The sequence below is a fragment of the Pantoea sp. nfd-35 genome (genome assembly GCF_056892255.1).
This window is the reverse complement of sequence record NZ_CP122403.1, coordinates 1,795,531-1,810,427: the sequence shown is the minus strand read 5'-3', so window position 1 is coordinate 1,810,427 and position 14,897 is coordinate 1,795,531. Positions and strand designations below refer to the sequence as shown.

The 14,897-nt window shown below is 50.6% G+C and carries 11 protein-coding genes and 1 pseudogene; all 12 read right to left on the bottom strand.

Annotation, left to right across the window (positions count from 1 at the left end):
* Positions 1-167 precede the first annotated feature (167 nt).
* The 12 genes and pseudogenes from P9J57_RS08395 to P9J57_RS08340 all read right to left on the bottom strand — a co-directional run bounded on the left by P9J57_RS08395 (position 168) and on the right by P9J57_RS08340 (position 14,896).
* Positions 168-1,340, bottom strand: coding sequence for a carbohydrate porin (locus P9J57_RS08395; protein ID WP_014593967.1), 1,173 nt, complete (start codon positions 1,338-1,340; stop codon positions 168-170).
* Between the two features lie 42 nt (positions 1,341-1,382).
* The gene (locus P9J57_RS08390; protein ID WP_483279468.1) at positions 1,383-3,251 is read right to left on the bottom strand and encodes a BglG family transcription antiterminator; all 1,869 of its coding nucleotides are present in this window, start codon (positions 3,249-3,251) and stop codon (positions 1,383-1,385) included.
* A gap of 41 nt (positions 3,252-3,292) precedes the next feature.
* Positions 3,293-5,926 carry a mannosylglycerate hydrolase gene (gene mngB / locus P9J57_RS08385; protein WP_483279467.1) on the bottom strand — a complete coding sequence of 878 codons (2,634 nt, stop codon included), beginning with the start codon at positions 5,924-5,926 and terminating at the stop codon, positions 3,293-3,295.
* A 25-nt stretch (positions 5,927-5,951) separates the two neighbouring features.
* Positions 5,952-7,055, bottom strand: coding sequence for a PTS fructose transporter subunit IIC (locus tag P9J57_RS08380; protein WP_029570208.1), 1,104 nt, complete (start codon positions 7,053-7,055; stop codon positions 5,952-5,954).
* Between the two features lie 13 nt (positions 7,056-7,068).
* The gene (locus P9J57_RS08375; RefSeq protein ID WP_014593971.1) at positions 7,069-7,392 is read right to left on the bottom strand and encodes a PTS fructose transporter subunit IIB; all 324 of its coding nucleotides are present in this window, start codon (positions 7,390-7,392) and stop codon (positions 7,069-7,071) included.
* Complete coding sequence (locus tag P9J57_RS08370; RefSeq protein WP_013026224.1) at positions 7,389-7,850, bottom strand: PTS sugar transporter subunit IIA; 462 nt, start codon at positions 7,848-7,850, stop codon at positions 7,389-7,391. The genes P9J57_RS08375 and P9J57_RS08370 overlap by 4 nt, the downstream gene beginning before the upstream one ends.
* A gap of 471 nt (positions 7,851-8,321) precedes the next feature.
* A complete protein-coding gene (locus P9J57_RS08365; RefSeq protein WP_483279466.1) occupies positions 8,322-8,540 on the bottom strand; it encodes a hypothetical protein in 219 nt (72 codons plus the stop codon).
* 481 nt (positions 8,541-9,021) lie between these two features.
* Positions 9,022-9,342 carry a hypothetical protein gene (locus P9J57_RS08360; RefSeq protein WP_483279465.1) on the bottom strand — a complete coding sequence of 107 codons (321 nt, stop codon included), beginning with the start codon at positions 9,340-9,342 and terminating at the stop codon, positions 9,022-9,024.
* Positions 9,343-9,447: 105 nt separating this feature from the next.
* A pseudogene (locus P9J57_RS08355) lies at positions 9,448-9,668 on the bottom strand (hypothetical protein); the annotation flags it as partial.
* Entirely contained in the window at positions 9,667-9,828 is a 162-nt protein-coding gene (locus P9J57_RS08350; RefSeq protein ID WP_288492194.1) for a hypothetical protein, read from the bottom strand. The pseudogene P9J57_RS08355 and the gene P9J57_RS08350, both read right to left, overlap by 2 nt.
* Before the next feature lie 391 nt (positions 9,829-10,219).
* Positions 10,220-10,486, bottom strand: a complete 267-nt coding sequence (locus P9J57_RS08345; protein ID WP_022623322.1) for a hypothetical protein — start codon at positions 10,484-10,486, stop codon at positions 10,220-10,222.
* A gap of 9 nt (positions 10,487-10,495) precedes the next feature.
* A complete protein-coding gene (locus P9J57_RS08340; protein ID WP_483279464.1) occupies positions 10,496-14,896 on the bottom strand; it encodes an RHS repeat-associated core domain-containing protein in 4,401 nt (1,466 codons plus the stop codon).
* Position 14,897: the final 1 nt, after the last annotated feature.

Below are 14,897 nucleotides of genomic sequence, written 5' to 3'. Positions count from 1 at the left end.
TGCTCACAAAAATTTATAGGATCTTTTTGGATGATTTCAAGGGATGAAAATGAAATTTTTTTGGCAGCTGGCGGGCCAGAACCTGGTGCCTTTTTGACGATGTTGAGTGACGCGCCGCGCCCTGTAAAGATGCCATGTCATCTCAACCGGGAGCGGCTTATTGCCTATCAGAAATGGTATTTAAACCGGACGCGTGCCCCGTAACGTTCGTTATCGCCACTGTGCCGTTCGGCATTAATCTGCGACCAGTAAGCGCCAAGGTAAATATCGAAATTTTGCATCTTCATGACATTGCGAAAACGGTAAGAGGAGTGGATGGTATGGATATCATACTTGCCTAAGATAAAGTCACTCAGGCTGGCCCCGCTGATATACTGCATCGTAAAGGCTTTCACATCGTTACGCGCGTAGATATAGCCAAGCTGAAAGTCGCGCCATAGTCCATTCAGCCCAGCACTGAAGTTTTGTTCTTCCGTCGCATCCATATAGGCCGTGCTGAGATTGATGACCGCCCCTGAATCTGGATTCGCACGTTGCCCGTCCCAGCTCAGCGTGGCGCCATATCCATTGCGCTTAGACTGATCCTTAAACTGCCCCCGGTTATCGGTATAACCATAGGCATTGTTCACCACGTTGCTTTCCATGCCGACAGCCGCCGTGACGTCGCTATGGCGCCAGGCGATAACCGGGCGCAAATAAATAACATTCTTTTTATGCTCCAGTGTATTCCCATGGTATTCCCCATTCTGGAACAACCTCGTGCCGTCATTCGCCATGGCATTTAATTCAAAATAAAAACGTTGCCATGTTTTACTTAGCTGAATAGCCCCCGCCGATCCCCGTCCGCGCGCCTCTTTCATCATGTAGATATAGCCATAGCCATCTTCGTAGAGATCGTTGGCCGTGTTGCCGGAATATTCGATAAGCGTGTCCTGATTGAGCGGAAACATATCGAAGGCTTCATAGCGGCCTACTTGCACTTTCCAGTCTTTTTCCTGACCAAAGAAGAAAGCCGCGTCGTCTAACTCAAGCCCGCCAGAGAGATCGGCAAGCGGTTGCACGGTAAAGCCTGCAAAGGATTGATCCGCCATGCTTCGGTAACCGTCCAGCCCGATTAAAATTCGGCCATTGACGTCCCAGCGTTCCGCTTCTCCTGCCTTCCAGTTTTTATCAGCACGGGTTTTTAATGAGGTAATTTGGCCCGTTCTGCTTGCACCATCGAGATTGAACTCAACATCACCATAGAGTTTCAGCGCGCCTTGTTCTGTATCAAACGTTATCGAGGAAAATGAAGCGGAAGAGATAAAAACCAGTCCCCAGACATAATGCCGGTATTTCATAGCCAACTCCTTATGCTAAATAACCCTGAGTGAATAAATTTCTTAAAGGAAGTGCTTTTTTGAGGCTGTAATAAATTCGTTATAATTTTTACACTGACTTATTTTTTCTATAATATCGTCGTCCAGAATATTGGTGAGGAAGTCATATATCAGCATACTGTCAATGAACTGGTCCTCACTGATGGCCAACAAGAAAACAAGTTTTACCTGTTTACCGCGATCCCACTCAATGCCCTCGGGAAAGATAGCGACAGAGACTGTGGTGCGTAGGGCAACAGGCCCTAACGGATGCGGGATGGCGATTTTATCATCCAGCAGCGTTGACGCCCGCGCTTCACGATCTAATACCGACGATAAGAAATGATCGGTAACCCGCCCTTGCGCGGTTAACCTGTCGCAAAGAAACGTAATTAATGATGAACGGGTATAATCTCTCGCATTTAATACAAAAAAATTATCAGCAGAAAAATACGTTAGCATCGCGTTGACAGGCTGTGTTTCAGACACCAAATAATATTTTATATTTTCGAGCTGCCCTCTCTCTGGAAACGGGGGCAATAGAATAATACGTTTATTCTTCTCAACGATATTGACCAGGCTGATGACAATATCTTCGTAAACCTCAGGCAGCAGACTATATTGCTCAACGGAGATCTGCCTGACGATATCTAACCCCGGGTACATGCTAAGGATTTTTTGACACACGACTCGCGTCGAGGCCATCCCCTGATCGCTAACCACCAGCGCCCGCATCCCCTGACCACTCTGATGGCTGATACTGTCTTCCAGAATGGCGCCAATATGCATGACCAGGTAACCGATTTCATCGGCACTGATGGTCGCCTTGAAGAACTGATCCAGTTCGCTGAATGCACTAAGCGTTAATTCATACATTAACGGATAGTGGCGTTTTATTTGTTCAAGTAAGGGATTAACAATGGTAATCGCGTTGTTGACGCGAATGCGCATGGCTCTGATATGGCTTAGCAGCGTCGCCTGGGACAGCGCGTCATAATTCACATGAATAAACCACGATGTACTCACGTAGCTCAGGAAGTGATTCATTATCGTGCGTTCAACAGCGTATTGTTCAGAGACCAGATTGGGGCTGGAGGTTGTGGTACAAAAGGCGACAAGATTCATGGCCATGAAGTCAATTTCACTTTGCGAAAACGGCATCGCCGGGTTAACGCATAAAGACTGGAGTACAGCTTCAGCCAGCGTTTTCCAGCCAGGTTCCGCATCGCAAAACTCAAAATCCCGTAGCCATTTGCCTCGCGCCATCCTCTCTTGCGCAATCCCTGTGATCAGGCTTAAAAAGCGAAGATTCGCGTCACTTATCGCGATCCTTTTCTCTGCAAGGCAGTGGCTCAATGCGTTTTTACAGTCCGGGTATGCCGTAACCGGGCCGACATAACTGTCCTCGTCAGTGGCCTGAGTCAGGCGCAGTCGGTGGTCGTAGATGCAACGCCGAAAGGCAATTTCGCTGCCTTTAAGCGTAAAGATGTCCTCACCCTCCGACACAATACGCAATTGATAGAGAGAGACGTGACGCTTCAGCAACGTAATATCATTTCTTAAGCTGTAGATACTGATAAACCACTCGGCTTCCCGCTCAGCAAGCCTCACGCCCTGCTCATCAAACAGCAGTGCCTCCAGCATGGCAGCGCGACGTTGTGCCCCCGAACGTGTTTCATTCCATGGCCGTTGGCACTGATCCAGTAAAACCTGCAGAGCCTCAGGCTCGCTAATCTGTAATGAGAAGCCGTTTTTTCGCGAATAGATAAGACGGTTACCAGACTGGCTGACGATGTCACCCACTTCTTTGAGGTCAGTACGGATGGTTCTTGTTGACACCTTCATCTCTTTTGCCAGGGCGGCCTGCGTGATATCGCCCTGCGCGAGTGTCATGAAGATGTCCCTGACCCGTTTGCTGGTGAACAGTCTCATGGTTATATCCGTTTAATCAGCACCGTCTGCACGTCGTTAGGCTTGAGCGTCTGCCGTGCCTGCATGGGCGTCATCTCATCGAGCATTACGCAGCGCGCGTCCTGCAGAGGCGGAATCACGACATCGGTTTCCAGATGGGGATTATAAAATCTGATGATGATTCCGCTGTGGTCTTCCGCACATTTCACCGCACTGACCAGGGCATCGCGGTGTGTTGCTGGCAGGCTTAGCGCGCTATAAGTTTCGGGATAATCCCGCACCTCGTCATTCAGACAAAAACGCAGTCGTCCGTTCAGGAAGTCGCTGTCCTGATAAACGGGAAACTCGGTCAGCCAGGTTTTCGACACGCGCGCATGTTGGGCCTCATCGAATGTGCCGAGGTAAGTTCGCCAGCCAAATGAGAAGGTCATAGTTTTCAACAGCTGGGCATCGGGCGTTTCTACGATACTTTCACCGGACGCGCGGCCCGGCCGATAAAGCAGATTTTCTTTACCCATAAAGCCAAATGTGCGGAACAGCGTCAGCGAGAGCGTATTGAAATCATCCCCGACGATTTCGTATTCACGCACACCATTGGTGTGCAGCGTAAAGCCGTGCTGCTCATCGTGGAGATTGACGTAGCTTTGCATCGGTTCAATCGAGATCGGTTTTTCCTGCCAGCGCTCTTCTTCCCAGCACTGCAGCGCCTTGCCAAGTTGCACCGGTCGGGTGACCGCGCCAAACAGCTGATCGGCACAGGAAACCCGGGCCGCAATATCAGTGGCAAAGTGCACACAAAGACGATGACTCAGAACGTTGTTATCCACTTCCACATTAAAGCGAATAAGATCGTCATTCTGCAGAACGACTTTTACCTTGAGGTTCAGGGTTGTCGTGGCAGTGCCTGCCGCCCTTTCGGCTAAATCAGCCGGGACCTTGAGCGCGTAGCGAAGTATCAGGCCCTGGCTGACGGTACTCTTTTGTTTCTGAACGGTCGTCATGGCACCCTCAGACGTAATCATCCAGTCGGCCCGAGGCGGCGAATAATTGTATGAATCCCCATCATCACCGTTTTCCACAAACAGCATTTGCCGCGGATAGCGTTTACCGCTCCGTTTATCGGTAATGGTTAACAGGCCATCGGCTTCCGCCTGAATATGGTAAACGTCATTTTCAGCCGTTGTCTCCTGGCTCAGCGCTGGCCTCGCGGCGTTATCCTCACTGAAATCAATGTACCAGCGGTCATAGCCCAGTGCCGGTAATACCGGGCTGTTAACGGTCAGACGCGTACGGCAGACTTTTTCAGGTTTATGCCAGGCTTTGCCCGGATCGAGGCGAATCGTCTGATTAAGTACGTATTGCGTCAGATCTTCTTCAGACTCGATAACACAGGGGATTGCTTTGCCGTTGCCGTCACGCAAGGTAAACGGCAGCCCCGGCAGCCAGGCCTCAAAGGTTATGCCAGGAGCAACACTCCACGGCAGTGGATTGAATACGGTGAAGGTAAAATCATGCTGGCGTGGAATGCGCTGTGTGATCAGTCGGGTATGTAACTCCAGTAAATTCTGCGCCAGCCCTTTGGCTTCTTTATAGCGGAAGAAGACATCCTGATTGGTATCATCGCTGTTACATCCGCCGATGCTGTCATGGGCGGCGTTGTAAAACATCAGTTTCCATATCGTTGCGACAATATGTTTGGGATAGGCATTGCCCAGGCTCTGACTTATCGCCAGCACAGGCTCAAGCGTATTCACCAACAGCGATTCAACTTCATTGTTTAACAGTTTCAGGTCGGCACGACAGGAGAAGATCGTTTTGTGCACGCGCGAATGCTTAGCTTCGGTCAGTTCACCCTTTAGCGTTCGAACCTCTGCACCGGCTTCCTGTTCCAGCATCTTAACGACAGTCAGCGGATTGCTGATGAGGTACTCGCGGCTATCATCACGGGCATTAAACTGCTCGACTAATTCTGGCAAGTTGCGGCGCACGGGAGCCTGGTCGAAGCCATGAGGAAACAGCAGGTGCTGGCGATGACTACGCGCTTCTATTGCAGCCATCTTCTCATCAAGAAAGGCTTTCATGGTTTCAGGCGTTTCATCCAGCAAGCCGCCGTAGTGATAACCCCACGGCATCTGCAGGGCAAAAACCCGGTCACCGTTATCACCCTGCCAGAAAAATTCTGTTTCGTGCAGCGTATTATCGGCGATGCCGCGCCAGAATAAGGCGTGATGGATACCGAACTGGCGATAGAGTTGCGGCATATTGCCGCCCTGGCCAAAACAGTCCGGAACATAGCCCAGCATCATTACGTTGCCATGGCGTTGAGCCACTTCCATACCGTAAAACAAATTCCTGACAACAGACTCCTGATGAATCACCAACTGATCCGTTTGGGTAAACCACGGCCCCGTCAGCAAACGTTCATAGGCGATCAGTTTAGTGAGTCTGGCTCGATCCTCAGGAGCCCACTGAAGATAGCTTTCGATAAGTGAGCTTTGTGCGTCTAATAAATAGCAGGGAAACTCAGGATGGGTTTCCAGTACCTGAATAAGATTTTTAATATGGTTGTACAGGTAAATCCGCGAGCGTGAAGACGTAAAATACCACTCCTGATCCCAGTGCGTGTGCGTATAGAGATGAACTGTCCGCTTTTTCATATTATTAACCTTACTAAAAACCGCTTTAGTCGAATTTAATTTCAATATCGTCTGGGGAAGTATTGATGCTCTCGCTGTTCGCATCCGTCTCATTAAAATTCACTAAAACGTTAGCGCCTATTGCGATCACCAAGGTGCCCACCAGCGCGCCAAGAAAATAGGCCCACGGATTCCCGACGGTAAAACCACCGTACAAGCCCCCCAACGGCGGCATAATGGGATAGGCTTTAAACAGCGCCACCGTCATTGAGCCCATAGCGCCCGCCAGTATGTTTAACGGAATTAATCGCGCGGGATTTTTTAACGTAAACGGTATTGCCCCTTCGGATATTCCCAGAATGCCCATAATCACCGAGCCATTACCGGCTTCTTTTAGGGTTTCACTGAAGTTACGTGGCCGGATAAAGCGGGCAGCGGCATAGCCTAATGGCGGAATAATAATCGCGACATTGACCAAAATAGCCGGTAAATAAACGCCACTCATAAACAACACATTTCCCGTGCCCCATGCTGCTTTATTAACCGGCCCGCCAAGGTCAAAACAGATCATGCCGCCCAGTACCGCAGCCAGCACAACGGTATTGGTGCCGTCTTCGGTCATGCGCTGCACCCAGGCCATCAGCGAACTGTTGAGCCAGTGCAGGACATCGCCCAGCAGCAACAGCATCACGACAACCTGCAGCCCAACGGTAATAAACGGCAGGATGATTAGGGGCACGGACGAAGCGGCAGAACCGGTGATGCGGATTTTTCGTGATACCCATTCCGCAGAATAACCCGCCAGTAAGCCGCCCAGTACCGCTCCCAGAAAACCGGATCCGGTAACAGAGGCAATCAGCCCCGCCGCAAAACCTGGCGCCAGCCCTTTTTTCCCGGCTATTGAATAGGCAACGTAAGCACCTAATACGTAATTCATTAATCCAATGATTTTGAAGCCGATATCCTGGGCAAGATACAGCCATTTTTCCAGCCCGCTACTGTGGGCAAAGCTGTCCAGATTGGGTTCACCCAGGATGATGCCGATAATCTTAGCCACGGCGACGACTAACGAGCCGGCAATAATGACGGGCAGCGCAAAAGAGATCCCTGTCATTAAATGGTTTTTGATATTGACCATAGTTTTTTTCATAGTGTCACCAATATCACGGGTTACGGCGCGCCTCGACAGCCGCCACGCATTTTGCAATGACCTCGGCTGCATGTCCGACGCACTGACTGATTTTCACCCGAATGACGGTTTTACCGGCAAAGCGCTCTTCTTCTTCAATCGAGCGATCGGCGGCAATCAGCACAAAGTCCGCTTCAGCAATATGTTGCGGGGTTAATTTATCGATCATCCCCATCGCCCCTTGCTGTTCGATATGCACCTGATGGCCCAGCTTTCTTCCCTCTTTCTCAAGCGATTTGGCTGCCATTGGCGTATGGGCTAAGCCCGCAATACAGGACGTGACGCCTACGATATTCATGCTTCCTCCTTAAACTGGATTCGTTGCACCATAAACTGGAACAGGGCATCCCTGTTTTCGAGCGTAAATAAGGCTCGCCTGAAATCATCATCAACAATCTGGCTTGCCAGCGCGTTAATGATTTTTAAATGCAGAAGACTGGCGCCAGATTTTGGTACCAAAAGTGCGAAGATTATTTTGATGGGTTCGCCATCCAGACTTTGCCATTCAATTGCGTCATTCAGCCGAATAAAAATCACGCCGGCTTTTATTACGTTGTCCGTTTTGGCATGAGGCATGGCGATTTGACTTTCAAAACCCGTGGAATATTCATGCTCGCGCTGCCAGAGATCCGTTTTAATGTCATCTGCACTCAGCGCCCATCCCTGTGCAACCGCGTGCGAAGCAATAAAATCAAAGACCTCGTCTTTGCTGGTAAATGCTTTATTTAAGAATATGCTTTCGCGATCAATAAGCATGTTTTCCCTCTTGCCGGATTGTTCCGTACCTTGATGAAAATCCTAACGGAAACCTAAGGTATGTAAACACAAGCGGTTTCCGGTATGGTGCGGAAGATGTCTGCGGCAGAGCGGGCCAGAAATGGGAGCTTTGTCTAAATAAAAAAACGTTATGAGCGTCAGATCACTTGATTTGATAAAGGAAGGTTTAACAGAAGTAAGTAAGGTCGAAACCTATTTAGGGTGACAGGAAGGGATATATTTGGAGATGTGTGGTGTATTTTAGAAGACGGGAGACAGCGTTATCGTGTTGAGTGCGATTCAACGCGAGGAAAAGTGTATGTGGATGGAACGGGGGAATGAGTTGGTCTGCAAAGAGGATACCACAGACCAACCTGCGGGCTATTTCATGCGACGCTGCCGGGCAACGCTGGCGAGGCGTTGTGTCCGGCAGTAAATGGCAAACAGGATGAAAGCTTGTCCGTTAAGTATTCAGCGAGTACCAGCCAGAGCAGCGAGTGCCAGAAGCAGCCACAGGCCTGAGTGACTACCCGAAATAACGCTGTAGACCAGTAGTAAAATGGTCGATATCATCAACATCGCACAGAGATAAACTAACCCCGCCACACCGGTTGTATAACTCCGCGCAAGCAGGTAACTGGCCGTGAGTATCGCGCCAATAATGACGATTGATGGAACAAAAAAACTCAACGCATGTATCTGTGGACTGAGCGGAGGTAAAGCGTGCAGAAATGTCAGCAAATTAAATGCAAAGGCGACCGGTAACAGCATCAGAACTATTGCAACAGGGAAGCCGTTTTGCCTGGGAAGCGACCCGGAAGGCTGTTTAAAATAACGTTCAAGCTCTGTAGTGGAACGGGCTAGTATGGACTTATCCTGTCATGCGATTACCTGATCTATTTCGCGACCATGTTGCAGTAATTCAGCGAAATTACGCCCGACAAGCCATTGTAGAAATTGCATTAAAATACCGCCAACGATTGAATGGTTCCCACAATATAGCGCCCGGTGCGCGGCACGTTACCGGGTGCAGCAATGATGCCACTGACAGCACTGCCAGCTACAGCAGCTGCGCTCGTTACGACCTGCGCGAGTTGCTTAACAAGTTCTTTTTGCACCGGCTCAACAGGGAAACGTTTTGGGTAAAGTCCTGCATTGTAAAACCAGGTTGTTACCTTTCTGTTATAACGTAATTTCCTGACCCACTCCATGCTATTTCTTTATAAGACATATTGATTTTATTCTTTTCTTTTAAGTGTTCCATGATCTGAGATGGTGCCCACCCCTGTCCATATGAAAATAAAGCATCGATTTCGACCAGCTTTTTAATCGCTGTAATTTGTTCACTTTCGCTTTCAAAGCTAACGCAGTAAGATTTTCCTTTTTCCAGAAACCCACACGTTGAAAAACAAGATATGTCCTGGCCGCAACCTATCGATTCAAACACCACCTTTTCATTATCTAGTATAATTACAACAATGGCGTTCAACATGTAAACCCTTTAGTATTTTTAAGTCAACAAGCGTTATCTATATTTATTTAATCTTAAGCAATTTCTTTTCGAACTGTGTTATACAATCTGCCTATTCTACACAGTGCAGCCGCCACAGGTATTGGTGCGGTTTTCAACAACCCGCCAGTGTTCCAATTTTTGCCAGCGATATTCGCTTGCAAGCCCACCGGGAAGTTGATGCCAGACCATTAACCCGTCATCGTTGTAAGGGAAACAACGCCTGCAGCATCTGTGACGCTGGCAAGCTGCTCTTTTTCACTGCAGCTCCAGCGCGCTAATGGCCAGTGCTGATTACCAGAAAAATTATCTAAAAGAAAAACTCATTTTTTGGAAAACACCTATTAAATGAGAAACATACCTGGCTGGTTGAAGGGTCTCTTTCATTGAGGTCACAAACCCTCGGTTCGGTGGCCAAGCACCTTCACCCATAAATTGTTCTAACGCTGCCCAGTCTTTTTTTTCCATAAAGCATATGCTTAGGATGCTTGTTTCTTAGAAGTAAATTGATTATTGTTCGATTTTTTCTAAAAATCATTCCATTCGTTTTTACACCTACTCCCCCCCATGGATCCACCCACCCCAGCGCATTCGGCGCATACTAATTACTAATAAAGACAGGGATGTCCAAGAGTACATAACCGAATACCATATGTTTCTCTAATCTCGATGCTACCCACATAATTTAGTATTGAGTACTGTAAAGTGATTATGCATCAAATGATGTGGTGACAGAATGATTGAGTCGGTTACTTGTGCTACCCTCCACATCTTCTAGCTCCCCACCTTATCTAGAAGCATCTGGTATAGCTAATAGTTTTTAAGCTATTATAGGTCTCATTAAAATCATCGATAATTTCTAAAATTTAAGATAAGTAGATACTGCTTTCTCAGCATCTGACATTTTAAACAGTAAAGGATTATCGTAATCATTATAAATTTCCAAATAAGCTTTTACTGAATTGTGTATGTCATTATGATCCAGGATGTCAGCCTCTATCTTTTTAATTGTTAATTCATATCTTTTAATGATGTCATCAAGCTTATTTTTTCCATGTACTAAAGCTTCGCTTTTGATTAAAGTCAGCGTATCTTTTAATATTTTTATAACTTCATTCTTATTCATATAGACAACCTATGGAGTATTAATTCTTCTAATGTTTAAAATCCAACTCTGATCCCAGTCGCGAGGAAGGATTATTTGATCAGCTTTCCCAGCAAGTATTGCACCGGATTTTGTTACTTGAGGTGCAACCTCACCAATCTGTAATATAGTCCCCTTAGGTACCAATATTGTAGCTTCGTATTGTCTGGTATTTTTCCATTCTGGTAGCAATGCAGCATCAATCTTAGCTTGAATACGACTACCTGCACTTGTTGTAGAAACGAATGAACCACCTGCCTCAGCCTTCCCTCCATAAACTCTATATAAAACAACATCTTCCGTAGTGATGACGGTTTTGTAATCACTATTTGTAAATGTTGCAGCGAGTGATTCTGGAAGAGGCTTTTTCTCAATCTCTTTATATTTCCCTTGAAGTTTTTTACAACTCAAACCCCACGGATCCACCCAGCCCAGCGCATTCGGCGCATACTGGTAAAGGTTAATCCCGCCCGCCAGCCCTATCGGGTCCTGCTGGGTAAACCGGCCGCTGTCCGGATCATAATAACGGAACAAATTATAGTGCAGCCCGGTTTCACGATCCAGGTACTGGCCCTGCATACGCAGATTCTGCTCCACCACCGGAATTCGCTGGTTAGACTCGCGCAGCAGTTTGCCCCATGGGCTGTTCACACCTTCCCAGGTCTTCTGGCCTTCAACGTCGGTCAGCAGCTCTGGCGTACCATTCGCGGCGCAGTGAAACCAGAATATTTCCGGGCTTTCCACGCCATCTATACGGGCCAGCGGTTCATAACTCTGGCTGTCGCTGTACACATAGGTAAGTGGAGTATCGTCGTGGATCTCCTGCAGCAGACGATAGCCTTCCCAGACAAAGCGCGTTGTGACGGCGTTGCCAGATGGTTTCCCCTGTAACAGTTGATGGCGGGTTTTACTGATGCGTCGCCCCAGCGGATCGTAGCGGAAGCTCACCTTAGTACGTGGCTTATTGCGGTCCCGCGGTTCGCTGATGACATCCGTCAGGCGGTGCTCACCATCGTAACGGTAGCGCCAGCGGGTCTGGCCGTCATCCTTTTCGGTGGTGCGTCCATGAATGTCGTACTGCCAGCGGATACCGTTCAGTTCAGTGACGCGGTTATGCATGATGTGGGAAGCGGCATGGCGATCCAGCGGGTTGCCTGCGCCATCCCAGCGCCACTGCTCATTACCCGGCTGCGCGCCTTCCTGAGACAGCAGCCGACCGGCGTTATCGTAGTGCCATAATGTCTGGCTGAACGGGTTATCGTCGCGCTCTTCACGGATCAGGTTGTTGCCGTAATCGAAGTCCCGTCGGCGGGACCAGACGCGCGGCGCAGGGCGCTGTGCTTCCCCTTTGAAAACGTCACGGCGGCGCAGCCTGCCTAAGCGATCGTACTCACTGCGCGTGGTCAGGCCGCCCTGCGTGCGGCTGAGTTCCCGATGCAATGTGTCACGGGTAAACTCAGTGACCGGCAGGTTGTCCAGCGCGATGCTCAGTAAATGGCCGCTGCCGTAGTAAAGCTGCTTCAGGTTGCGACCATCCGGCAGGGTTAAGGCCGTGCAGTTACCCAGCGCGTCGTAATCCCAGGCCAGCGCGCCCTGTTCACCCTGCTCACCTACGATACGGCCCAGCGCATCATAGGTAAACGCAATCTCCTGCTCGGCCTGCTGGCTCCAAGCGCTGTCAGACAGCGGCAGATGCTGCGACACTTTACTTAACTGCCCACCACCGCTGTAGTGATAGCGCGTCTGGCCTTCCGGCGTGGTCCGCGCCAGCAGTTGCCCCGCACGGCTCCAGTTATAGCGATGGGTAATGGACTGAGGATGTCCGGCGGCAAAGGTGCGTGATACCGTGCGGCCCGCCGCGTCATACTCGTATCGCGTGGCAACACCATCCAGCCCAACCTGGGCCAGCAACAGAGAATCTGCGCCCCACTCGAACTGATACTGCTCGCCGTTCTCGTTTTGCAGCGCCGTCAACCGACCACGGCTGTCCCAACTGCGCTGAACCGTCTCGCCCTGGGCATTACGGTTGGCGATTAAGCGCCCGACGTTGTCGTAGCGGAATTCACTACGTTTACCATCCGCTGACTCGTGGGCCAGTGGCAGGCCGTTGTCGCTCCAGCGCAATCGCTCTTCCCAGCCCTCTGCCCGCTCCAGCAGAACAGGACGGCCCGCAGCATCATAGTGATACCGGGTTTCTTCACCATCCGGCGCAGTCACACAGCTGAGCCAGCCAAGGGGATGATAGCGGTAGCGCGTCGTCAGCCCTGAACAGTCTGTTTCGCGGATAACCTGGCCGGCATCATTGAATTCACGACGATAGCTGTTGCCTGCCGCGTCAATCTCTTCGACAACCAGCCCAAACTCATCCCGCTTATAGAAGGTACTCTGCCCGAGCGCATCAACCACGCGCTCAAGGCCATGATGGGGATCGTAATAGTATTTCGTGGTGGCACCGTCAGCCCCGGCAACGACCGTGGGCAGAGAACGGTGTGACAGCCATTGCACCGCCTTTACACCGCCGTCCGCATCTTTCTCTTCTACACGGTTGCCGAGATCGTCATAGGTGAAGCTCACCGCATTACCCAGCGGATCGATACGGCGCGTCAGGAGTTCGTTTTCATCCCACTCATAGCGCCAGGTCTCGCCCCGCTCATCAATAAAGCAGGTGATAAGCCCTGCAGCATTCCAGTGATGTTCGCGCTGCTGACCGTCATAGGTCGATACGCGCGTGATGCCAGCATCAAGATCATAATGCATGTGACAGCCGTCACCGGTATTGGTGCGGTTTTCAACGACGCGCCAGTGATCCAGCTTCTGCCAGCGATATTCGCTTTCCAGCCCGCCCGGCAGTTGATGCCAGATCATTAACCCGTCATCGTTGTAACGGAAGCGCCGCGAGACAACGCCTGCGGCATCGGTGACGCTGGCAAGCTGGCCCTGTTCATTGTAAGTCCAGAGCGTTAATGGCCAGTGCTGCTCACCATCAAAGTGACTGGCCGAGGTCGGGCGCTGTGCATGCTGTTTGTCGTCGTAATGCAGGGTAACGTCAATGGCCAGCGGCGCGTCATGAATGCGTACCAGGCGAGCCTGCTCATCCCAGCCCATCTCCAGCGCATTGCCGTATTCGTCGCTCAGTGAAGCCAGCCGCAGCACTTGCGGATCAGCGGCCGTACGTCTGTACAGACGCCATACCGCACCGTCGTCGTCGGCAATGGCGATATCACCCAGTTCGTTGCGCCTTACCATCAGCCCTTCGCTGATGCTGTAGAGCACCTCTTTTTCACCGGGAACCGCAAAGCTCAGCTCGCGCCCGTTGTCATCAAACCAGGTCGCCTGATTGCCATCCAGCGTTATATAGCTGTCAAACACCGTCGCCCAGCCCAGACCAAATAATCCGCTGCGCTGGGTCAGGCTGTTATAGCTACGCTGGAAACTGAGCGGGAAGCGGCCAGGAAGGGAGAAATCGCGCTCGGCATCATCATTAAGCACTTTGACGCCCGTGGAGGCATGAACCGGAAACAGCGATGAGAAGGCGGCGTTGATCGCCATATCCGCCATCATCCCGCCCACGGCGCTCGCCAGCGCGCAGGGCATGTTTTTCAGGATCTGGCTGGGGCGACCACGAATCAGGGAAAGGCCGATCATCATCACGGCCAGACCTGGCACCTTGCCACTTTTAATTTCTCTTACTGTGACGGTTTCACCACCAATGATGACATTGGGGGAAACATCGTCACTCACGGTGGCATCACAGGTGGTTTTATCCTTTGCCCGCACCGCAGGCTGGCCATTGATAAAGACGCTTTTCGATCCCTGCGCCAGATATTGCGGTGCGCTGTGCTTTTCACAGGCCACTTTGTCCTGCTCCAGCGGAGAGGTGCCAGCGTCGGCGGAGGCTACCGTGGGTTGCCACATTGCACTGCCAAACTGACCCACCGCAGAGAGCAGCATGCCGCCATAGTCTGCGAAACTCTTGGGCGATTGCGGTTCCGGTGGCGGCGTATCTCCGGGCGTAAGCATCCCGGCCGCGCGTGCAGCTAAAAGACCATTAACGTGAACATTCTCTGATCCGCTGGCGATCACACCGGCTGGAGAAGGCGGGAATATCATGTCTCCCAGCCCATCGGCCGCTTTAGTGATGTCATCCGAAATGCCCGCAGCATTCGCTAATACACCGCCAATAATGCCGCTGAGCAGACAGCTGGAACCAATGGCTGCGACGCCTGCCGCAGCCATTCCTGCCCCCAGCAATGGTGCTGCTGCTGTTGCCGCCGCACCTACCGCCGCACCGATCACCGCGTAGGCTGCGCCCTCAGCGACAATACTGGTGATATCAGCGAAAATGCTGGAATGAATGATCTCATCGCCCACGCGGGCCGCACGGTTATCCATA